This is a genomic window from Candidatus Neomarinimicrobiota bacterium, assembly GCA_034716895.1.
In the GTDB taxonomy this organism is placed as follows: Bacteria; Fidelibacterota; UBA8477; order UBA8477; family JABMPR01; genus JABMPR01.
Window position 1 is genome coordinate 1 of record JAYEKW010000085.1, and the last position, 21,119, is coordinate 21,119.

23 protein-coding genes are annotated in these 21,119 nt (G+C 45.4%); 1 reads left to right on the forward strand and 22 read right to left on the reverse strand.

The features are described 5' to 3' along the window. The first annotated feature begins 720 nt into the window (after positions 1 to 720). Entirely contained in the window at positions 721 to 2,571 is a 1,851-nt protein-coding gene (locus U9Q77_05565; protein MEA3286823.1) for a PQQ-binding-like beta-propeller repeat protein, read from the forward strand. Positions 2,572 to 2,630: 59 nt separating this feature from the next. Here the strand turns inward: U9Q77_05565 and lhgO are convergent, their stop codons facing one another. The 22 genes from lhgO to U9Q77_05675 all read right to left on the reverse strand — a co-directional run bounded on the left by lhgO (position 2,631) and on the right by U9Q77_05675 (position 21,113). Then, positions 2,631 to 3,845 carry an L-2-hydroxyglutarate oxidase gene (gene lhgO / locus U9Q77_05570; GenBank protein ID MEA3286824.1) on the reverse strand — a complete coding sequence of 405 codons (1,215 nt, stop codon included), beginning with the start codon at positions 3,843 to 3,845 and terminating at the stop codon, positions 2,631 to 2,633. A gap of 86 nt (positions 3,846 to 3,931) precedes the next feature. Next, positions 3,932 to 4,531 carry a Holliday junction branch migration protein RuvA gene (gene ruvA, locus U9Q77_05575; GenBank protein ID MEA3286825.1) on the reverse strand — a complete coding sequence of 200 codons (600 nt, stop codon included), beginning with the start codon at positions 4,529 to 4,531 and terminating at the stop codon, positions 3,932 to 3,934. Continuing rightward, positions 4,528 to 5,016, reverse strand: coding sequence for a crossover junction endodeoxyribonuclease RuvC (gene ruvC / locus U9Q77_05580; protein MEA3286826.1), 489 nt, complete (start codon positions 5,014 to 5,016; stop codon positions 4,528 to 4,530). Before ruvC ends, ruvA begins: the two co-directional genes overlap by 4 nt. Positions 5,017 to 5,019: 3 nt before the next feature. Next, positions 5,020 to 5,766 (reverse strand): YebC/PmpR family DNA-binding transcriptional regulator, encoded by a 747-nt coding sequence (locus U9Q77_05585; protein MEA3286827.1) that lies wholly within the window; start codon positions 5,764 to 5,766, stop codon positions 5,020 to 5,022. Positions 5,767 to 5,781: 15 nt separating this feature from the next. Then, positions 5,782 to 6,231 (reverse strand): SPOR domain-containing protein, encoded by a 450-nt coding sequence (locus tag U9Q77_05590; protein ID MEA3286828.1) that lies wholly within the window; start codon positions 6,229 to 6,231, stop codon positions 5,782 to 5,784. Continuing rightward, positions 6,209 to 6,967, reverse strand: a complete 759-nt coding sequence (locus tag U9Q77_05595) for a tetratricopeptide repeat protein (protein MEA3286829.1) — start codon at positions 6,965 to 6,967, stop codon at positions 6,209 to 6,211. Before U9Q77_05595 ends, U9Q77_05590 begins: the two co-directional genes overlap by 23 nt. Beyond that, a complete protein-coding gene (locus tag U9Q77_05600) occupies positions 6,964 to 8,742 on the reverse strand; it encodes a BatD family protein (GenBank protein ID MEA3286830.1) in 1,779 nt (592 codons plus the stop codon). The genes U9Q77_05595 and U9Q77_05600 overlap by 4 nt, the downstream gene beginning before the upstream one ends. Then, positions 8,726 to 9,499 carry a tetratricopeptide repeat protein gene (locus tag U9Q77_05605; protein ID MEA3286831.1) on the reverse strand — a complete coding sequence of 258 codons (774 nt, stop codon included), beginning with the start codon at positions 9,497 to 9,499 and terminating at the stop codon, positions 8,726 to 8,728. The genes U9Q77_05600 and U9Q77_05605 overlap by 17 nt, the downstream gene beginning before the upstream one ends. 199 nt (positions 9,500 to 9,698) lie before the next feature. Beyond that, positions 9,699 to 10,745, reverse strand: coding sequence for a VWA domain-containing protein (locus U9Q77_05610; protein MEA3286832.1), 1,047 nt, complete (start codon positions 10,743 to 10,745; stop codon positions 9,699 to 9,701). Continuing rightward, positions 10,745 to 11,782: a VWA domain-containing protein gene (locus tag U9Q77_05615; GenBank protein ID MEA3286833.1), complete on the reverse strand. Its 1,038-nt coding sequence runs from the start codon at positions 11,780 to 11,782 to the stop codon at positions 10,745 to 10,747. Before U9Q77_05615 ends, U9Q77_05610 begins: the two co-directional genes overlap by 1 nt. A 388-nt stretch (positions 11,783 to 12,170) precedes the next feature. Further along, positions 12,171 to 12,389 carry a twin-arginine translocase TatA/TatE family subunit gene (locus tag U9Q77_05620; protein MEA3286834.1) on the reverse strand — a complete coding sequence of 73 codons (219 nt, stop codon included), beginning with the start codon at positions 12,387 to 12,389 and terminating at the stop codon, positions 12,171 to 12,173. 260 nt (positions 12,390 to 12,649) lie between these two features. Further along, on the reverse strand, positions 12,650 to 12,934 hold the full coding sequence (locus tag U9Q77_05625) for a DUF4321 domain-containing protein (protein ID MEA3286835.1): 285 nt from the start codon (positions 12,932 to 12,934) through the stop codon (positions 12,650 to 12,652). Continuing rightward, on the reverse strand, positions 12,934 to 13,725 hold the full coding sequence (locus tag U9Q77_05630) for a CDP-alcohol phosphatidyltransferase family protein (protein ID MEA3286836.1): 792 nt from the start codon (positions 13,723 to 13,725) through the stop codon (positions 12,934 to 12,936). Before U9Q77_05630 ends, U9Q77_05625 begins: the two co-directional genes overlap by 1 nt. 2 nt (positions 13,726 to 13,727) lie before the next feature. Continuing rightward, positions 13,728 to 14,366, reverse strand: coding sequence for a phosphatidylserine decarboxylase family protein (locus U9Q77_05635; GenBank protein MEA3286837.1), 639 nt, complete (start codon positions 14,364 to 14,366; stop codon positions 13,728 to 13,730). Between the two features lie 168 nt (positions 14,367 to 14,534). Then, the gene (locus U9Q77_05640; GenBank protein ID MEA3286838.1) at positions 14,535 to 15,749 is read right to left on the reverse strand and encodes a trypsin-like peptidase domain-containing protein; all 1,215 of its coding nucleotides are present in this window, start codon (positions 15,747 to 15,749) and stop codon (positions 14,535 to 14,537) included. A gap of 157 nt (positions 15,750 to 15,906) precedes the next feature. Beyond that, positions 15,907 to 16,677: a tRNA pseudouridine(38-40) synthase TruA gene (truA, locus tag U9Q77_05645; GenBank protein ID MEA3286839.1), complete on the reverse strand. Its 771-nt coding sequence runs from the start codon at positions 16,675 to 16,677 to the stop codon at positions 15,907 to 15,909. Next, complete coding sequence (locus U9Q77_05650; GenBank protein MEA3286840.1) at positions 16,674 to 17,519, reverse strand: hypothetical protein; 846 nt, start codon at positions 17,517 to 17,519, stop codon at positions 16,674 to 16,676. The genes truA and U9Q77_05650 overlap by 4 nt, the downstream gene beginning before the upstream one ends. Before the next feature lie 11 nt (positions 17,520 to 17,530). Further along, positions 17,531 to 18,082: a hypothetical protein gene (locus tag U9Q77_05655; protein ID MEA3286841.1), complete on the reverse strand. Its 552-nt coding sequence runs from the start codon at positions 18,080 to 18,082 to the stop codon at positions 17,531 to 17,533. 78 nt (positions 18,083 to 18,160) lie between these two features. After that, positions 18,161 to 18,715: a hypothetical protein gene (locus U9Q77_05660; GenBank protein MEA3286842.1), complete on the reverse strand. Its 555-nt coding sequence runs from the start codon at positions 18,713 to 18,715 to the stop codon at positions 18,161 to 18,163. 123 nt (positions 18,716 to 18,838) lie between these two features. Further along, a complete protein-coding gene (gene lnt, locus U9Q77_05665) occupies positions 18,839 to 20,368 on the reverse strand; it encodes an apolipoprotein N-acyltransferase (protein ID MEA3286843.1) in 1,530 nt (509 codons plus the stop codon). 2 nt (positions 20,369 to 20,370) lie between these two features. Next, positions 20,371 to 20,793, reverse strand: coding sequence for a Holliday junction resolvase RuvX (ruvX, locus tag U9Q77_05670; GenBank protein MEA3286844.1), 423 nt, complete (start codon positions 20,791 to 20,793; stop codon positions 20,371 to 20,373). An 11-nt stretch (positions 20,794 to 20,804) separates the two neighbouring features. Continuing rightward, positions 20,805 to 21,113 (reverse strand): HU family DNA-binding protein, encoded by a 309-nt coding sequence (locus U9Q77_05675; GenBank protein MEA3286845.1) that lies wholly within the window; start codon positions 21,111 to 21,113, stop codon positions 20,805 to 20,807. Positions 21,114 to 21,119 lie beyond the last annotated feature (6 nt).

Genomic DNA, 21,119 nt, shown 5'->3' on the forward strand with positions numbered 1-21,119 from the left:
CTTGTTCATAACTTTAATACTTTTCGTGACTTAGTGTCTTCGTGGCAATAATTCATGAATAATGCAGGTTAGTGACTTTGTGGCTATAATATGTAAAATATACTTACGGATAACATGGGCCGGTTTAATAGCAAACCAAGATAAACCCCATCCTGAGCGGTGCATCGCTCTCTATTCTGACCAGGCCTGGTAGTAGGTCATTCTTTCCGTCACTTTTTTTAAGATACTGCTCGGTCTCATCATAAGGCAATGTTTTAAGCAATAGTTTATAAATCTGTTCTGGCGATCTCTGATTGGCTACCGCAGTGGGTCTCAGTTTGGTGGTTCCTGTCAACGCTCTTGCAACATTCCCAGCACCAGTATTGTAGGCAGCTATGGTGCAGAAATAGGCTGGTCAAGCTAATCAAAAATCGAGTTCTTTTCTGCAACTACTTTGGAACTGAATATGGTATAAATCGAGAGAATATTCATGTTTATCGCAAATGGTCTGGATAAATTCTCAGCGAGATATCGTCTGAAAGCCGCTCAAACTAAGGTATGTTATTTAATGTGTATCAATCTGTTATTAAACCGGCGAAGGTTAGTCGCAAATTCCATTCATGAGCTCAATTCCTGTTAGCCCTTCGAGAGCTTTACGGAGACGAGTCTTGCTGAGGCTCGAAGCATCATTCTGTACGACTAATAACTGCCACCTTAATATTTAAAGAAAGAGGGATTCTCATGCTCCTGCTAATTCGCTCACTGCTTAGCATAATTCTGACCGCCACTGTGGTTTGGTCTCAAACTACGGATTCTACAACGATCAGTTTTGCCTGGTTGACAGACACTCATGTAGGCGCTTCAACGGGATATGATGACTTGCATAGTGTTACCAGGGATATCAGCCAGGACGGGTCGATCTCATTTGCCATAGTTTCGGGTGATGTCTCTGAAATGGATGTGGGTCAAAACCTCATGCTGGCCAAATCCTTGTTGGACAGCATGAATATCCCCTACTTGATCATTCCCGGCAACCACGACACAAAATGGTCCTCATCTGGAGGCGAACGTTTTGAACAGATCTGGGGAGCTGACCGTTTCAACAAGGAGATTGGCGAATTTCGATTTATTGGTATCCATCAAGGACCCATGTTACGGATGGGCGATGGCTATATCGATCCGGCAGATATCACGTGGGTCGATTCAATTCTCCAGGCTCTCCCCGACCCCAGGCAGAAAATCTTTATTGTGCAACACTACCCCCTTGATCCTTCAGTAGACAACTGGTATGCCTTTATGGATGTTATCGTGCCCTACAACATTCAAGCAGTGCTTCATGGGCATGGTCACGGTAACAGAGTGACTTCTTTTGAAGGAATACCTGGCATCATGAGTCGTTCAACTCTCCGCAGAAAGCAGGACTCCAGTGGCTACACCTTGGTTCGTCTCCAGGATAACCAGGCTGATTTTTATGAGAAGTCTCTGGCAACTGATAGTCTGGAACTATGGCATTCGCTACCTCTGGGGAATCATGATTATCGTGATTCACTGCGTTTACCGCTCCCTGATTATTCTCATAACGAAACATCCGGTGTTACGCTAGCCTGGCAAACTTCAGTTGGCTCACTAATCACTTCAAATCCAACTCTGCACGACAATACTGTCTTTGTCAGCACGATGTCAGGTGCCGTGATTGCTCTGGATATAAGCAACGGTCAACCCACCTGGAACTGGCAGGGTCAGGGAGCCATTCACTCCACACCGGCAATTAGAGGGGATCGATTAATTGTAGGATCGGTTGATTCGACTATCACTTGTTTGTCAGGGAGTGATGGTAAATTGAAGTGGCAAATTAAAACCACTGGATCAGTTCTGGGGTCGCCTCTCATCCATAAGAACCGGGTTTATATCGGTAGTGGTGATGGGGTTTTCCGATGTCTGAACCTGCGTAACGGTAAGGTCAAATGGGCTTATCCTGAAATTGGTGGATATATCGAAACTCGTCCGATCATGGCTGAGGATAAGATCATGTTTGGCGCCTGGGATGGCAGCTTCTATGCGCTTCATGCCAAGCGCGGTGAATTGCTCTGGAAGTGGTCTGATGGCAGATCTGGTCTCCTGTATTCACCAGCTGCTTGTTGGCCGGTTTCAGCTCATGGAAAGGTCTTTGTTGTGGCACCTGATCGAGCTATGACTGCCATCGATAATGCTAACGGTGAAACGGTTTGGCGCAAAACAGGTCACAAGGTCCGGGAAATGATCGGTATCTCTGAAGATGGTGAAACCATTTTCGCCCGCACTATGCAGGACAGCGTATTTGCCATTAACAGTGCGTCTGATGAATTTGAGCTAAAGTGGGACAGGCATGTTGGCTTCGGCTATGATTTCAATGCGGCGGCTATGGTTGAGCAGGATGGACGTTTGTATTTCAGCACCAAAGATGGTTGGGTGTATTGTCTGGATAGTTCTACTGGAGAGTTGCTCTGGCACTACCGGGTCAGTGACGGTCTGGTTAATGCGGTCGAACCAGTAAACGGAAATGCAGTTTTGACAACTGCTGCTGATGGTAAGGTGAGTTTGTTGAGTTTTTGAGTTCTTGAGTTTGAAGCGTTTTTGAGTTCGATATTGGCTTACTCGTCACTCGTCTCTCGTCACCTGTCACTCATCACTGGTCGCTTGTCACCAAACACTTTTCCAGCAATATATTTCCCAATTTCCAAACTGGCTGTGGCTGCTGGTGAGGGTGCATTCAATACAAAGATGGCATTTTTAGCTTCCACCAGATGAAAATCATCGAGAAGACTGCCGTCTGAACGCAAGGCCTGGGCTCTAACTCCAGCTTCACCCCTGATCAGGTCATCTGACTGAATCTCAGGGATTAATTTCTGAACACTTTTCAGAAAGGCTGCTTTGAAAACTGATCTAACCATTTCTCTGGTGCCTTCACCCAGATAATTGCCTGCTAATTTCCAGAAACCAGGGAAGGTCAAGGTTTCGAACAAATCACGCCCATTAATGGCACCCCAGGTATAGCCCTCGCGGCTGAAGGCCAGTACTGCGTTGGGTCCCGCATGGACACTACCATCAATCAGACGGGTCATGTGGACACCCAGAAAGGGAAATTTTGGGTTGGGTACTGGGTAGATCAGATTCCTGACCAAGTGACGCTTCTCTGCCTTCACGTGCCAGTACTCACCCCGGAAAGGCACGATCTTCATCTGCGGATTCACACCAGCTTTTTTTGCAATGCGGTCTGAAAAAAGCCCTGCAGAAGCAATCAAGTATTTTGTTTGAAAGCTACCTTGATCGGTGGTTATTGCGTATCCCCGGTTCAGTTCCTTTAGTCCCTCAACTTGACAATTCAGGATGAGATCAACACCCTGATCTTGCAATAATTCGATGTATTTTCCAGCTACAACCTTGAAATCGACGATACCGGTTGAAGGGACTTTCAGGGCAGCCACACAATTGACATGAGGTTCGATCTCATGGGCTTCATCAGTATCTAACAGGCTGATATCCAGTCCATTAGCCATCGCTCTTTCATGTAATATATGCAACCCAGATAGCTGGTCATTGGCAGTTGCTACGATCAATTTGCCGCATCGATCGTGGGGAATGTCATGTTGCTGACAAAAGGCGATCAGCGAAGCATTTCCGGCCAAGGCAAATTGAGCCTTTTTACTACCAGGTTTGTAATAAACACCGGCATGGATCACGCCACTGTTGCGACCGGATTGATGCTGAGCCCAATCCCCTTCTTTTTCCAGAACAGCCAGATGACAATCCGGATCCTGTTCCTTGATCGCCAAAGCCGTGGCCAGTCCCACCAATCCCCCACCAAGTATCAGTTTATCATATACCATGCGTTATTTCGTATTGAGAAAAGGCTTTATACTAATTGTGGCATTGTTGAGGCGAAGCATTGTTGAAACAAGGCGTTGCCTTGTCTTTACTTGTGCAGGGTTTTTTTGATCAATTGCTCAGTAGTTAATTGAGTGTCACTGTCCTTCACAATTTTGCGGATCTTCGCATAAACTTCTGAACGGGCATAGCCTAGCGCTTCCAAAGCCATGATGGCTTCTTCCTCAACACTGCGGGTTCCAAGTGTAGTAGTAAGATCACCTGGCTCAGTGATACCCAGACCTTTTTCGATCTTGGGCTTAAGCTCAAGGATGATACGTTTGGCAGTGGTTGGACCGATTCCCGGTGTTTTGGCAATAGTCTTGGCATCCTCGGACAGGATCCAATTACTGATCTCAGAAGGTGAGCCACCAGAGAGGATTGCCAAGGCAGCTTTGGGTCCGATCTTGGAAATACCGATCAAATTATAATAAAATTCGCGCTCCACTATATGAGCAAATCCATAAAGATCCAAGATATCCTCCCGGACATGCAGATAGGTGTAAACCTTAACCATATCTCCCTCACCTGGCAACTGTTCGTAAGTGCTCAGGGAAACTTTAAGCCGATACCCCACACCGCCAGTTTCAATGACTATATAATCAGGTTGTTTATTTACCAGTTTTCCAGAGATGAATTCGTACATCATGACCCCAGTTTTGCTAACTTATAGTTCAAACCGTGACAAATGGCTATGGCCAAGGCATCTGAAGCGTCCAGCGTTACTGGATCTTCCTTGAGTTTGAGCAAACGTTTCACCATGTAGAGAACCTGCTGTTTATCCGCAGCTCCGTTGCCGGTCACTGACGATTTGATCTTTCGGGCAGCATACTCATGAACTTCCAGATCAGCATGACGACCGGCTAACATGGCCACACCGCGAACATGCCCCATCAAAAGAGCCGTCTTGGCATTCTTTCCATAAAATGCTTCTTCGATAGATAATACATCAGGTTGAAAAGTTTTTATGGTTTCTGTGATGCCGTGGTACAGCTGGGACAATTTATCGGCCAGAGAATCGCTATTTTTAGTTTTCACTACCCCAGAATAAACTGGAATAAATCGGTTCCCATCGTAGTCGATCACACCGATACCGAGAATACGAAGACCAGGGTCTATGCCAACGATCCTCAGAGTTTACTCCAGTCCTTCCAGCATCTCATCGGTAAAATTAACACTGGCTGATAACTTCTGCATATCCTCGTAGTCATCCAGGATCTCCATGAGCGTCACCACTTTTGGCAGGTCCTCAGCACTTACTTCTGTAAAATTGTTGGGAATATGCTGAATTTCAGCCACTTCAATCGTGTAGCCTGCTTCAATAATGGCCTCATTGGCCGCATTGAGATCAGTGGGAGCGGTAATGATTTCGAAGTAATCGGCCTCATTGCTCATATCTTCAGCGCCACCCTCCAGAGCAGTCATCATGAGTTCATCTTCATCGACGCCTTCACCTTGAACCTGAATCACACCTTTGGTATCAAACATCCAGGTAACAGCGCCAGCATTGGCCAGGTTACCACCATGCTTGCTTAACAGATGGCGAATTTCAGAGACGGTACGATTGCGATTATCTGTAGCTACTTCCATAAAAAGAGCAACACCACCTGGACCGTAACCTTCATATACGATCTCTTCTATGATGACTCCCTCAAGTTCGCCAGTGCCCTTCTTAATGGCACGCTCTACGTTCGCCATTGGCATATTGGCAGCCCGGGCAGTAGCCATGGCAGTTCGCAGGCGCGGGTTGGCTGATTCATCACCACCACCAGAACGAGCCGCGATGGTTAATTCTTTTGCAACGCGGGTAAATACTTTACCTCGTGCAGCATCAACAACTGCCTTTTTTCTCTTGATGGTGGACCATTTACTGTGACCTGACATAATTCTCCCACTCTATTATTCTGTATAAGGGATATTCTTTGTCCTGATAACCCAGGCTCGGCGATACCCGTTTTTGATGGCATATTGCTGTAATTTTTGCGCTTCTTCACGGTTGTTCATCATCCCAACTCTGATCTTGTAGTAGGGACTATCGAATTGAACCAGGATATCTTCCTCAAATGCAGCTGCCGCACGCGTTTCAAAAGCGATGGCTGCATCATAGTCATTGGTGCTTCCCAACTGAACTCGATATACATAATCTGAGTATTCAACAATCTCAACGGTATCAACCAGATCCCCTAACCCGTCAAAGTATTCCTGCAAAGATTTGATCCGTTCAATACGTGCCTTTGAATCAGCCCAATCATTGAGGGATGTTGGATCAAAAGATTCATCCAAACCAACCGATCTTTGACCCCACAATAAGAGGGGTAAGAGAAAACTAATAAACGCCAACTGCTTCATGTACGACCCATCCTGTTTTTCCATCTGCCAATCTAATTTCATACCAGCTGTCTGTGGCACTTAATATTTCTGCTGAAGTTCCTTCATGAATTACAAATAAGGTGCTGGAACTGACCAGTGGAGCACTGGCGATCCGAGCCTCCTTAACCAAAAGAATGGCGTGTTGATCATCAAGCGAGACTGCTCGATTCCACAACCAGCCACTTGTTAATACGAATAGGATGCCAACCAGCACCACAGGCAATAGCATCGATCTGTTACCCCGTTCAACTCCGAATAGGCGGAAGTATGCGATGCCCAGAATCAACAGGATAAACCAGGTAGTCTCCCAGAACTGTAGTTCTGCCAATGCAAGACTTTGGCGGATCTCATCGAACCAGGCCACCAAAGGCATGGGTTCTGGCAAATCAAATCGATCCTTAAGAAATAGTTTACTGAATTTGAGATTGTGTAAAATATCGGCATCTCGGGGACTTAAGATTCGGGCTTTTTCAAAGTAAAGAATGGCCTTTCCATAATCCTTTTGATTGAAATAGGCATTTCCAAGATTGTAGTAAAGAGCAGCCGTTGCCCCATCTGATTTCAAGATGGTTTCATATGCTTCGATCGCCTGATCAAAATCACCCTGCTCATAATATTGATTTCCGGAAAGCATGATACGTTCATAATCGACAGCATAGCTGAAACTGACCATAAACAGCAGTGTGTAGAGGACAGCCAAATGACGGGTTCTCATAGCACCCTCCCCAGATCCTGCAACAGGGTTTGGGTTACATCTATCCATTCTGAGGCAGATCTCTGGACAGCTCCCGGTGCAAAGCGATCCATGGTCAGCCCCTCAAGAAATGCTTCCGTTTCAGCAATGATCGTTTCATTAAGACCCTTATCCCTAAGTAGATTGGTCAAGCCGGAAGTATCCACTGCATTTTCAGCGATATCCAGGCGAGCACCAATGTATCCGATGATAACCTGGTGCAAGAGGGCTCGCAATTCTTCAGAATCATCTGACAATCGTTGCGCCAGTTTCAGCTTTTTACGCGCCTGGGTCAACGCTTTCACGCTTCGACGCAAACTGGTGTTCCCCTGAAGCTGGCGGGTTCGGTATTCATATCCAAATACACCCATTAAAGCTAGAATACCCATAACATGAATGCTCCAATAGCTCACAGAAAATGGAGCAGCCTGGGGTTTGCTAAATTTGGTGTCTGCTGCCTTGATATAGCGGATGTCATCCTGCATCAACTCAACTTCTTCCCGGCTATACCCTGAAGTAACAACAGGTTGATTCCCCTGGGCATCATAGACTGTCATCTTGATCCAGCCACTGCTCTTGGTGATATATTTCTGTGCATTCAGATCAAAATATGTGAATTCAATGGGATCAATGACCACTTTTCCAGGTTCTCTTGGCACAAGCAGGTAGGTTGATCTTTTTTCACCGCTGTGTTTCAGACCCCGAATCGCAATAGACTCTGTTCGCTCAGGTTTAAAGATATCGACTCCATCAGGTACCTGGGGTTCGGGCAATTTTAATGATTTGAAGTTGCCTGATCCTTTTAAGGTGATACTTAACCCCACAGCATCGTGCACAAAAACGGCATTTGTATCCAGATTCGCTTTTATCTGAAATTTGCCAACAGCTCCACTGAAGTTAGCTGGTCTTGGCTCTGGCAGGCTTTTCACTTTGATCCTGACCGGATTGGATAAAAAATTCTTGGTGGCCTTGCGAGTGCTGTTGAAAAAGGGATCATTGAACATACGTCGATTACGCTGGTTCGATTGTACTTCGATCTCCAATTCTGTTCTGAGCGGATCGATAAGCAAATCTCCTGATCGTGTTGGATAGTATAACACATGTTTCAGTACAGCAGTATTATAGCGAACTCCATCGATTATTTCAGAGACAAGCCTGGGTTGCGATGCTTGTGGGATCTCTTCTGCCCAGAATCCTACGGCATCTGGCAGTTTATCCACTTGATAGTTATAAACACCAACCTTCGTGAAAAGCTTATATTTAACACTAACCGGCTCACCGATATAAACACTGTACTTGGACGGGATCGCTTTCAGAAAGACACTTTTCTGGGATTTGACAGGCTTTGAAGTTGAACGACGAGCACGAACGATCTCAAGCTTTAAAGTCTGAGTTTGATAGGTTTGCTTACCTAGAAATACTTTGAGGGATGGGATGGTGACCTGGCCTGGTTCAAGCGCGACAAAGGTATAACTCAATGACTTTTTACTGCTCATCTTACCATTGATGTAACTATAATTTGAAGACTGCATTGGGCCTGATAATAGAGCCAATTTGTTAATATCCGGCAATCTGATCTGCGGCATGACTTCACTGCCTTCAACTTCGATGGTCAAAGTGACTGATTCCTGTACCAGGACCTGTTTGGCATCAATGCTTGCAGTTATGCGGGGAGCTGCCAGACTCTGGCCGATCAGGATCATCATGAACACAACAAGCCATTTGGAAGGGTTCGGCACGCTACCAGTCTTTCTCATTATCCTGTCCTGATGTTTTCAGCCGGATCTGCTCACGCATATTTTCGGTTTCCCGATCCTTTAGTGCATCCAATAATTGTTGAGCATTCAAAAGTGCCTCCTGATCAGGTTCAACTTCACTATCTTGTGGTTCCTGTTGCTGCTCAGACTCTTCCTGATCCCCCTCAGAATTTTGCTGCTCATTTTCCTCTGGTTCATCCTGTTCCTGTTGATCTTGCTCTTGTTGATCCTGCTTTTCCTGGTCGTCATTCTGATCTTTTGATTGAGAATCTTGATCTTGTTGCTGCTCCTGGTTCTCCTGTTGATCCTGATCAGATTGCTGCTCTTGAGGTGGCGGTGGTGGCATGTGGTTCAGCAATTCGAGATTGGCTTTGGCATCAATATCCCCAGGTCGCAAACGCAGTGCCTGCCTGTAGAATTCCTTAGCCCGATCCACATCCTGCTTATGCAGCCATGAGTTTCCAAGATTATAGTAAATATCAGCCAAAGCATCACGATCCTGCACACTCAAAGCCTGTTCATAGGCACTGATGGCCTCATCCAACTGACCCAGTTTAAACTGAGCATTGCCCTGGTTGTAATGGATCCCTTTGAGATCAGGATGCTCTTTCAATAATTTATCCCAGGCTTCAATAGCAGTTTCATATTGTTCTGTTTCAAAAGCATTTGCTGCTTTGTTTTGTCCCAGTACAGGGCTTGTAGAAAAAGAAATAATGACAAGGATTGACGAAACCGCAAATAGTAATTTAAAAATCATCAAATACGCCCTAACTCATTTGATATTAACCACATAACGCAAATACTCCTAAATCCATAAATATCAATACTCTGCGCCTCTGCGTGCTCTGCCTGCCCGCACGAAGTTATACGCAGGCGGGCGAGAGGTACTTTTTGCGAGGCCGTCAAGGATTGAGAATACTAAGGGCATTTTATTGGGTGTTGTACTTAATGAGCGACTAATCACGAATATAATCCCCCTGCCAATTCCGATCTGTTCCATGCAGGTCTGTGATAAAAAGATCCAGAACCAGGAAGAGCAGAGCCAACCAGACAAACCAGTGATACTGCTCTTTAAAATTTGTAAATTCGTGACGACTGAATTCTTTTTGCTCCATTCCGAGGATATCCTGGTAGATCTCATCAAGACTGGCTGCTGCTGTGTTAAGATGCACAAACCGTCCACCGGTACTCATACTGATAGTTTGCAGTGTTTCAGTATACAGTCGTGTAGTAACTACTTCACCGGTGTTGGTTTTACGATATCCCTTTAATTTTCCACGGTCATCATACAATGGGATGGGCGTTCCCGAGAAAGAACCAATACCAGCAGTATGAATGATCACGTTCTCAGTATTAGCCCGTTCCAGGACTGCTTCAAGCTGACCTTCATGATCCTCACCATCAGAAATAACGATCATGGCCCGGTGTTGCTTATCCGATTGATCAAAGGCACTCAGGCCTACTTCAAGGGCATTTTCGAAGGAGGTCCCCTGTACTCCGATCAAAGATTCATCAGAAATATCCAGAAACATCTCAAAAGCCGAATAATCCAGGGTAAGGGGTGTTTGTAGATGAGCCTGACCAGCAAAGACCACCAGAGCAATTCGATCTCCCCGTAATTCTTTGAGTAATTTTCTCAATTCAAAGCGTGCCTTCTCAAGACGATCCGGTTTAATATCCTGAGCCCGCATGGAATTTGAAACATCCAACAGGATCACGATATCAACACCTTCACGATGGATCTCAGTCAATTCATCAGAGAATTTTGGTCCCCAGACAGCCAATAAGATTAACAGGATCGACAGAAACCTGAGTAGATCCTTGAGACGACGCTTCCTGGTGCTCACGCTGTGTGAGAGCTGTTCGATGAGCGCTGGATCTCCTGCTCGATCAATGACCCTCCTTCTGACCAACCGCGTCCATATCCCGATCATAATAAGCAACGGAATTATGGACCACAATATCCACTGCATTAATATGGGGAAGGTTTCGAACCGAATCATCAGGGGAATCTCCTGAAAATACTGCGTTCAAGCACATATTCCAAAACGAGCAGTGCCAGTGCCAGCAGGAGCGGGTAGAAAAACAGTTCGGCGTGTTGAACATATTCTCGGACGCTATACTTGGTGGTCTCCATCTCAGAGATCTCCTGATAGACCGCCGCCAGGCTTTTTTCATCTGTGGCCCGGAAAAATTGTCCTCCAGTAATATCAGCAATGCGGGTCAGGGTCTCCTCATCCACATCCACTTTCACCTGAACTTGTCGCACACCAATAACGGTTTGCACGGGCATGGCAGCAGTACCCCTTTTACCTGCTCCGATGGTATAAATACGAATACCAAAATCCCGGGCTAGTTCTGAAGTTGTGATGGGATCCAGTTCACCAGCATTGTTCCTGCCATCTGAAAGCAGCACGATGACCTTGCTCTTTGCATCAGACTCTCTCAAACGATTGATAGCACCCGCCAAAGCCATCCCGATAGCAGTGCCATCGAACTTCTCGTTTACGATCGCAATATCACCAATAAACTCATTTAGCCGATTCAGGTCAGTGGTCAAGGGACATTGCATGAAACTTTCACGAGCAAAGACATTAAGACCGATACGATCATTCTGTCTCTGAGTCACAAAGGTTTGAGCCACTTTTTTAACTGCTTCAAGGCGATTCGGTTTGAAATCCATGGCTTTCATAGAACCAGAGATATCGATGACCAGCATAATATCAATACCTTCAGCATTCATCTCCTGCAAAGCATTGCGTTCCTGGGGTCGCATAAGCGCCAGGATCAGGGCACTCAAGGTCAATAATCTCAGACCAAAAAGCACATGCTTGCGCCACATTCCTGTGCTGGATGAGAGTCCCTCAAATAAATAAAATGATGAAAATCGCAATGTACCGAAGCGTTTCCGACTCCAGAGAACATACACGGCCAGCAGGATCGGGATAAGGATGAACAACCATATTAACCCAGGATGTTGAAACGCAATAATCACTTTACCTCTCACCGTTAGTGCAGGGACCAACCATTTGATCGACACTTAGATCATGAGTTATACCAATAGCATCTCTAAAGTGCACTATAAATTCAAATGATTTTTTCATTTATCAAGCTTCAAGTTTTTAGCATAGCCCTAGCTATGGTAGGAACTTTAAGTGCAGAAAAATGGAAAAAGCTGAAGAAGTTAAGGTGCAGGTTGGAGGTGCACTTGGTATTATAATCATTTGATAATTCATTGTTTCCATTTGATCATCTGCGGTCTGGTATTTTTTTTGTATCCAAACCTCTGGATCATTTACTTCAATCCAGGCTGAGGGACTTGTTTACCACCCAAGTCCGGCCATAAATATTAATCGAATTTTGTAGAACAGGAGACGTCAACAGTTTCTGGACGTCAGATCTTATACCAATTATAATTCCAAATGGTATTAGTCCTGTTTATTATCTTCCTGCTTGGTGTCAGTCTTTGGTTCAGCAGGGGTTTTTCCTGCTTTCTCGATCTCATCCGTGATGCCACTTAAAGCACCCTTAAACTCACGAATACCTTTCCCTAGTCCTTTTGCCATTTCAGGCAGGCGTTTAGCACCAAAAAAGACCAGAATAAACAGAATGATTATTAGCCATTCCCAGCCACCTGGTAAACCCATGGATTACTCCCTTATCATTTTCTACTTAATATTGACGCCCTCGCAAAAAGTCCCTCTCGCCCGCCTGCGTATAACTTCGTGCGGGCAGGCAGAGCGCGCAGAGCGTTGTATTGAGTTCATCGAAATGACGCAAAGTGTTGATTATTATAAACATACGCCATATTTCCGTAACCTATTATAATTATTGTTGTTAAGTCGTTTTTCATGTTTTTTCAAATACTTTTTGCGGTTCCGCCAATATTTATAATTTACAATTATTCTTAAACACGATAGTATCTCAACAGGTAGTATGCAGCACCCATACCTACTATGCCCATAAAATTAACTTTAATAGTGAAACCAAACGTGATGGAAAAGATCCTTAGATCGAGAACGAATGGTTCTGCCAATCCAAATTTAGCTGAATCAAAAGCCAGGACAAAAAAGTCACGAACGACACTTTCTGGAAGCAATGCTGCGGCAACATCACCCAGCACGGTACCAATGATAGCACCACTAAAGATCATGAGTACAATTATCTTAACATTTCGACGTCTCGGATCCATCAAAGCACCTCAATACCATCTTCTGCGTCACGACGGCTTTTGGTCCACTTGAAGAGGCTAATCAGGATCATAACAACAGCCAGTGGAAATAGTAAAAATCCTTTACTGCCAAAAACCAGAATCATCATCAAAAGGGCTGAAATGAGCCCCCATTTTTCTTTTCCAGTTCCCCTCAAGCTCATTTTGGGGGATTTTGCAAAAGGAATCTTTGAAAGCATGAGACTGGAAATAATCATAATAAATGGCAGCACAATGCGGGCATCGCCACCTGGCAATTTCGGTGTCCAGTTGAATATGGGATACTCATGGATCTGACTGAAAAATAGCCAGATACCAACTATGGTAAGAGCCATTAATGGGGTTGGAATTCCGTAGAAACCCACTTTTTGCTCACTATCTGCCTCCAAGTTAAATTTGGCCAGGCGGATGGAGCCGAGCATGAGCGGCATAAAGGCGTAAAAACCTCCAAGCAGTTGTCCCAGGGGCTCAGCCCAGACCATATATACAAATATGGAAGGTGCCAGACAAAATGTAATAATATCAGCAAGCGAATCGAATTGGATTCCAAAATCAGATGTACTGTCAAGGGCTCTGGCTATTTTGCCATCGAAACCATCAAATATACCACCAAAGATGATAAACCAGGCAGCCCAGAAATAATCACCATTGAATGAGGATATGATGGACATAAACCCCAGAAACATATTAAAGATGGTAAGCGAATTCGGGATAAACCGACGTCGGGGATTCTCTTTCAAGGGCTGACGTCTTCGGGTTGTTTTTTCAGGCATTTTCAATCCATTTGGGCCAGTACGGTTAGACCACCACGTACGGGTTCCTTTAGTTCAATTAAAACTTTCGCAGAGTGTGGAATGATGACATCCATACGGCTGCCGAATTTGATCATGCCATAACGCTCACCTTGAGCGACTTGATCTCCTTCGCGTAGATAATTGATGATCCTGCGCGCCAAGGCACCGGCAATTTGGGAAAACTTCACTTTCATAAGATCGTTTTCCATTCCCACAATACTCTGTTCATTCACTTCAGAGGCATCCTCTGCAAAGGCAGCTTTAAAGGCGCCATATTTATAATTCACAAATGCAACCCTACCACTAATAGGAACCCGATTGATATGCACATTCAGGGGTGACAGAAACATCGTGATCTTCCATGCTTCACCCACATAATCATCGGCTACTTCTTTGATCTCAACAATGACCCCATCTCCCGGGCTGAGGATATGTTTGGGATTCTGTTGAACCTCGCGCTCAGGATCACGGAAAAAGTAAAGTGTAAAAAGCAGCAGTAAGCCACTGACCATTGAGGGAAGCTTCCAGTATAGTGAGCCACCCGTAAAAAAGGAGATCGAAGTCAGAACAATAGTAAGTCCTAAAATGATCGCAATATTTATATATCCTTCTCTAGCCATAAGTGTTTTTTGGGTTCCTTTCTTATAAACCGAGCCAAGATAAGCGGGAGTGCTCCAGATTGAAACACGCTTTTGTGGTTTGGAGGGTTGAAAGTTTGAAAGTTTGGGGGTTGGGGGGGGTAGGGGTTGGGGGTTGAGACAAAGCGTTTTTACTACCAAGTCCATCGCCTAGGGTTTGGTTTCACCCAGAATGATTGGCATATTCATGCGAGTATTCTGACGCAAGATATTCAGAACCAATTGATCACCACTTTTCAAATTCTGGCTGATAAAATAGGCAAAAACATCATCATCTGTCTGAATACCCTGTCCTTCCAAACCAATGATCAGATCCCCAACATCAATGCCCCCCCGGTGAGCAGGAGATCCATCTTTTACATCTACCACCAGCACTCCCGTGGTGCGCTCCAGACTAAGCAACTGAGCAGTCCGTGGATTGTTATTCCGATAGCTAATCCCGGTTGAATAATTACGGTCGACAAAACCCTTACTACGCAGCTCGTCAATGATGACCATGGCTCGATTAATGGGCAGGGCAAAACCGATCCCGATGGATCCGCTGTTCTTCCCTCCTGAAAAAATAAAGGTATTAATTCCGATGACCTGTCCACTTGAATTTACCAGAGGACCGCCACTGTTGCCTGAGTTGATGGAGGCATCGGTCTGGATCATATCCTGGTAAACCCGGCCGGATTGCTGAAAACCAAAATCCATGTGCAAGCTGCTGACAATACCGGCTGTGGCGATAGGCATTTTACTATCACTAAACAGACCAAAGGGATTTCCAAGGGCGATGATCCACTCCCCCAAAATGATATCATCGGAATTCCCTAATTGGGCAGCTTGATATTTTCCTGGATCTTTTACCTTGATCAGTGCCAGATCGGTTTTCTCATCAATACCGATGAGATCAGCCCCATGTTGAGTACCATCTGCCAGAGTTACGGTGATGGCAACTGCGTTTTCGACAACATGAGCATTGGTGATGATAAACCCCTGGGCATCATAAATAAAACCTGAGCCTAATGATGATACTTTTTCCTGGAACCAACGAGGGGTTCCAGGCATCATAAATCGCCAAAAAGGGTCGGCCATGACTGGTGATTGAGAGTAACGGATTTGCGCTACTGAAATGCCTACCACTGAGGGAGACACATCAGCGATTCCCCGTGTGATAGCAGTTTCCCGAGAATCAACCAAGGAGACCTTTTCGGGTTGAATATCTGGAGATATTTCTCCTGGCACTGGGACTATCTGAGTTTCCTCAACCTGAACAATTGGAGTCATTTCTGAGAGACGCCAGTTTCTAAGCTCACGTAGTGAAAGCGTTAACATACCAAGGAATAACGCCAGAGCAAAAATTAAGGTCGTGATCTTTTTCATCTATCCAACTTAGTCATGAGGAGCGAATATTAACTTTTTTTGAGCCTGGAGGCAAGTTTCTCAACATCAGTTTTTTTCTCGCAAGGGCGCAGAGACGCAGAGATTCTTATATAGCTTTCGCTATCAGCACTTGAGCGACCTCCCCTGGAGCTGTCATTCAAGATCTTGAATGCTCCCAAACTGGTTGGCTGTTTACCGGATAGTGAACGCGCATTAAGGCCAGTCCGTTGGCTGGCGCTGTAACAACCTGAGCCTGTCGATCCGGTCGGTTCAATAGATCAGCGAAATGCTGCAAATCCCACTTAGCTCGAGAGACTTCGATCATACTGCCTACCAACATACGCACCATATGATGTAAAAATCGATCCGCCTTTACCTGAAATATGAAACTGGTGTCAGCCGATTCAGCCCAGGTCGCTTCAACGATATTACAAATCATATTTTCAGTTTCTGTACCTGCATAACAAAAGCTGCTGAAATCATGTTCTCCCACGATCAATTCGCTGACCTGATGCAATTTGTTTCTATCCAGGGGGTAGCGTACAAGCCATCGTGAATTCCGGTGCAATACCTGTTGCTGCAAACCAATAGTGTATTGGTATTCCCGCTTCACAGCTTGAAATCGACTATGAAAATCATCAGCCACCTCGCAAGAATTGATCACTCGGATATCATCAGGAAGCTGTCGATTTAAAACCTTCCAAATATTCTGAATCGGGATGGGAGTTGACTCTATATCAAAATGAGCAACCTGACCCAGGGCATGAACACCGCTATCGGTGCGACCTGAGCCCACCAGACCACAGGATCCTTCAAATACAATACCCAGCGCCTGCTCGATGAACCCTTGAATTGTCAGTGGATCAGGCTGAACCTGCCACCCGTGATAATTGCTTCCGTCATACTGGATCAGCAGGGCAATTCTCACAAGACCTCCTGATCAGTGGTTGACAATGCCACTAATCCCATCCAGATAGTCAGACCCACCCACAAATAAAAAAGAAGAGTGTCCACCATGAGAAGCAATCCTCCCATAGGCAGCCAGATCAGAGAGGCGGTTATGAGATTACGACCTGCTACCAGTGGTCTTGGTCCAGGCAAGCCCCTGAGAGCCAACATATCTCCAGTAGTCACTGAACGATGGATGGTATGCGACACCATGGCTTTAAAGACACCCTGCCAGAAACTCAGCTTCTGGATCAAGGTCTTACGGGGTAAACGAGCTACAAAATAAGTCTGAAAATGAGAGAAACGTTCCCATTCCGTTTTCAGAGATGGCATAAACTTAAGGGTCAACAGAATTAACATCTGTAACTTTTCGATCTTCAACCCCAACCACTTAAAGGGGGACAGCAATTTTGTAAGATGGGAGATCACTGCCGGATCGGTCAGCTTCGACTGAAAAGTAGCTACGATAGCCAGGGGCCAGGCCAATCGACCTACAGCAAATAGTAAGTACTGCCAATCCGACCAGGCAAAACCCTCATTCAGGGAGCGCAGAAACATATTTCTCATAAAAGATGAAAAGAGAATCTGCAGGATGGCCAGGAATCCAACCAGACTTACAATATATCTAAGGGTTCGCAGAGGAGTTGGAGATCCTCGCCAAAGGATGACCAGGGTCAGCCCACTGATAGCCAGATGCCAGATCGGATCAGATATTATCCAAAGTGAGGTAAAGATTAACAGCGATGAGAAAAAGAAAATCCACAGAAGCCAGGGGTCACTATCACCGGTCTTTGAAATCCTGATAGGTTGAGAATCACTCAAGCCGACTCGATTTAGAAGGATACGCTTAAACGCATCCCGGTGCTCCCGTTTCCAAACTCAGGTTGAACTGTGATAGCAGCCTGGAGACGTTTCAAGTAAAGCGCATCCATCGTACTGACCAGATGATTCAGGGCAATCGCACCGAATGAATAGGTCAATCGTTGTCTCCAGAGGTAACGCTGGGTCTTGATACTGAAATATTTCTGTCGTTTTTCGTCTGATTCCCAATTCCAATATTCACCATTTTCAGCTGAATATATCCGATCCCATTGCCGATTACGCAACATTTGGGCATTGTATTCTTCCATATTGTCATATTTGGAAACCCGATCCATGAATACATCTGAATGATGCTGAGGATCTGTGATCTGTCCATATTCCGAGGCAAAATAAAACAGATCATTTTCGTGACTGACTGCCGCCGAATAAGCTGTGCCAGCAAAGATCCACAGCGCAACCTCAATCCCGTTAAAAAGATACCCTCGTGTGGAGGAATTATAGCTGTGTTCTCCCCAACCAGGTAGTATTGCACTTTTTATAACTAAGGGTTTCGAAGCAGACACCTCAGCTTGTTGACTCCATAGCTGCGATATCAAACCAAGGGTTATCAATGTGGTTTTCAATAGTGTAGCGAACAAAATTCAAGTCCTTATAAAAAAAAGTGCCGCTATCAATAAAAAGACACTCGAGGTGGTTAAGAATATGGTCAAGATCCGGGGTTCTTGCGCAAGATAATTGCCAGTGATCTTTTCCGGGAACGCTTCATCAAGAAGCACTCTCACACTTCCATCGGACAATTTATCAGATATTCGGCCTTGCCAGGCATGTTCAACCGCTCCGGCGCTGTAAAGAACACTGAGATCTAACTGGCGAATATAGCGAGTGTTCCGGGATGTTTCCTCAACAGTCCGGTTGAGAGTCAATGAAACGTCCACAACCCTGGCGTTTATCATACTACCCTGAACTGTTACTGATCCCCCGGGCTGTTCGTCCAGTGTTTTTACTATCCCATTCAAATAGGTGTCGATCTCCAGATCACCGGTAAATTGGAGCACCTGCTGATCCACAGAAATAGCGGTGCAATCACTTACTGCCTGCTGCAGATCCCGGAGCAGTTCCCGGGCAAGATCCTGATGACTGGTTTGAGCGGGTAGTTGGCCGGCCAGTACGATAAACAGAACAATAATCCTGCTCATGGTTGGGAGCCCATACTTTGACCGATTTCTCAGTTTTAATCCACATCCTGAACCTGCTCTCTTCATCATAAGTTCAACTCTGGTTCAAGCGATGCTCATACCGCTCTATCCGGGATGCGTCCTTCATGATCTGCGGGGTCTGCTGAACAAGACGATCATCAGACTTATGGCCGACAGCATGAGAATCCCCAGAGCAAAGACATTCCCCTTCCTGGAATAGAAAGTACGATCCAATCCCAGGGGCGCGTCATAAACGATTTCACCCTTCTCGCCCAGGGGAATTGATGCAGCAATCCTACCGCTGGGCAGGATCATGGCACTAACGCCAGTTTGGGCTGCCCTGGCAATACTCACTCGATGTTCAATGGCACGCAAACGACCAGCAGCCAAATGTTGATACGGACCGGGTGAATAGCCAAGCCAGGCATCATTGGTGATGATGGACATGAGGTCAGCTGAATTGGTTATAAATTTTCTGAATACGAAGGGATCAGCAGATTCATAACAAATAAGGGTTCCCAGATCAGTTACTTCATCCCGACTACCCATGGGATACACAATTGCTTCTTTACCGGGTTCAAAATTGGCCTGTCCAAAGTTTAGGTTTTTCAGGATAGGGAAGGATTCGACCATGGGAATTCGTTCAGCGAAGGGAACCAGGCTCATCTTACTGTATATGGAAACAGGCATCCCGGGAGAATAGAAGAAAGCTGAATTATAGAACTGATACTCGCCTTCTTTTTCAACATGATGCAAGGCGCCTGCCAGTACTGAAACTGCATTGCTTTCAACAAAATTACGAATTTTACGATCAAACTGTGGATAGTAATGGAGATGAGCTGGAACAGCACTTTCCGGCCAGATCACTATTTTCGCGCTGTCAGCCACAACACGTCGGGATTGTTCCAAAATAGCAGCGACATGTTTGGTTTTCTTAGCGCGGATCCATTTTTGATGGGGATCAAGGTTGGTTTGAATAATACCAACGGTAATGGTAGAGCCTGCGCTTTCTCTGATCACTTTCATCCGAACGGCACCGAAGATCAAAGAACCTACTATGAAAAATCCCAGCATACCCCAGACCAATTGTTGGCTTCTAACGCTCATCTTTCCAAACTCAAGTTGGAATAAAATAGTATTGACCAGCACCACCCAGAAGCTCACTGCATAGATGCCGCCGTATTCGGCAAACTGCTGAAGCGGCAAAGCAAAATTCTGAGTCATGGCCAACGATAACCAGGGAAAAGCCAGGGTATATCCATGATAGCTATATAAAAACTCCACCGATACCCAGAAGATCGGGGCCAACCACAATCCCCTACTACCCAGGTTACGACCTGTCCTGGCAATGATCAGCCCAAAAAGACCAAACCAGAGTGACAGATAAGCGACACTGGCCATCATTGAAGCTGAAGCGATGAGAAAAGAAGTTCCGGAATTATTGGCAATCCAGTTCAGGCTGGTCAGGGTGAAGATAAATCCCGTAATAAAGCCCAGTTTAAACCCATGCTCCCATTCTGATTGCCGCAGAGCAACCCAGAGCGGCAACCAGGCTACCCAAGCTATGAAGAACATATCAAATGGCGGAAAGCTCAGCGTGAATAGTAGCCCTGAAAGCATGGCTAAAGATTCCGGGGTAAATCGTTTGGTCATAATCAATACCCCTGAGTTTCCTGAAGAAATTGTTTCAGGATAATAGCAGCAGCTATTCGATCCACAGCTCCTTTATCCTGGCCCACTTTCTTGCCCATCTGATGTAGAGATTCTTCAGCTTCAACCGAACTATAGCTCTCATCGATGGTGTAAACTGGTAGTTTAACTGCGGCTTTGAGCACTTCTATGAAAACCTCAACTCGCTTGGCTTGTTCGCTCTTCTGGGCTCCCGGTCGTAGCGGCATTCCCACGACCAGTTCCGTTACCTGCTGCTCTTCAATAACCAGACAGATCTGCCGGATAGCATCGGCATTATCCTTGATCAGCAGGGTTTCAAAGGGACTTGCGATAATACGCATAGGGTCTGATAATGCCAGACCCACTCGCCGACCTCCTGGATCAATGGCCAGAATTCGTCCCTGCATAATTCAGTACTTTACTTAAGGGGCTGTTTCAAAACTTCTTTAAGCAATTTACCGGGTTTAAAATGAGTCTTCCTTCGAGCCGGTACATAGATTTCTTCGTTGGTACGAGGATTACGGGCACGTGGTTTCGCCTTGGTCGGTTTTACTTCAAAGACACCAAAATTCCGAATTTCAATGCGGATCGAAGGGTCATCACCGCTCATCATTTCACGTAAAACAGTAAAAACACCATCCACGATCTCTTCGGTTTGGAATATTTTTTGACCAAGTTTTTCGGCTGTCTTCTTGGCAACATCCTTTTTCGTGTAAGTAATTTGCATAACTCA

Bases quoted from the DNA above. Each gene is read 5' to 3' on its own strand.
- U9Q77_05565 (MEA3286823.1), top strand. From the start codon at position 721: ATGCTCCTGCTAATTCGCTCACTGCTTAGCATAATTCTGACCGCCACT.
- lhgO (MEA3286824.1), bottom strand. From the start codon at position 3,845: ATGGTATATGATAAACTGATACTTGGTGGGGGATTGGTGGGACTGGCC.
- ruvA (MEA3286825.1), bottom strand. From the start codon at position 4,531: ATGATGTACGAATTCATCTCTGGAAAACTGGTAAATAAACAACCTGAT.
- U9Q77_05585 (MEA3286827.1), bottom strand. From the start codon at position 5,766: ATGTCAGGTCACAGTAAATGGTCCACCATCAAGAGAAAAAAGGCAGTT.
- U9Q77_05590 (MEA3286828.1), bottom strand. From the start codon at position 6,231: ATGAAGCAGTTGGCGTTTATTAGTTTTCTCTTACCCCTCTTATTGTGG.
- U9Q77_05595 (MEA3286829.1), bottom strand. From the start codon at position 6,967: ATGAGAACCCGTCATTTGGCTGTCCTCTACACACTGCTGTTTATGGTC.
- U9Q77_05600 (MEA3286830.1), bottom strand. From the start codon at position 8,742: ATGAGAAAGACTGGTAGCGTGCCGAACCCTTCCAAATGGCTTGTTGTG.
- U9Q77_05605 (MEA3286831.1), bottom strand. From the start codon at position 9,499: ATGATTTTTAAATTACTATTTGCGGTTTCGTCAATCCTTGTCATTATT.
- U9Q77_05610 (MEA3286832.1), bottom strand. From the start codon at position 10,745: ATGATTCGGTTCGAAACCTTCCCCATATTAATGCAGTGGATATTGTGG.
- U9Q77_05620 (MEA3286834.1), bottom strand. From the start codon at position 12,389: ATGGGTTTACCAGGTGGCTGGGAATGGCTAATAATCATTCTGTTTATT.
- U9Q77_05625 (MEA3286835.1), bottom strand. From the start codon at position 12,934: ATGGATCCGAGACGTCGAAATGTTAAGATAATTGTACTCATGATCTTT.
- U9Q77_05630 (MEA3286836.1), bottom strand. From the start codon at position 13,725: ATGCCTGAAAAAACAACCCGAAGACGTCAGCCCTTGAAAGAGAATCCC.
- U9Q77_05635 (MEA3286837.1), bottom strand. From the start codon at position 14,366: ATGGCTAGAGAAGGATATATAAATATTGCGATCATTTTAGGACTTACT.
- U9Q77_05640 (MEA3286838.1), bottom strand. From the start codon at position 15,749: ATGAAAAAGATCACGACCTTAATTTTTGCTCTGGCGTTATTCCTTGGT.
- U9Q77_05660 (MEA3286842.1), bottom strand. From the start codon at position 18,715: ATGAGCAGGATTATTGTTCTGTTTATCGTACTGGCCGGCCAACTACCC.
- lnt (MEA3286843.1), bottom strand. From the start codon at position 20,368: ATGACCAAACGATTTACCCCGGAATCTTTAGCCATGCTTTCAGGGCTA.
- ruvX (MEA3286844.1), bottom strand. From the start codon at position 20,793: ATGCAGGGACGAATTCTGGCCATTGATCCAGGAGGTCGGCGAGTGGGT.
- U9Q77_05675 (MEA3286845.1), bottom strand. From the start codon at position 21,113: ATGCAAATTACTTACACGAAAAAGGATGTTGCCAAGAAGACAGCCGAA.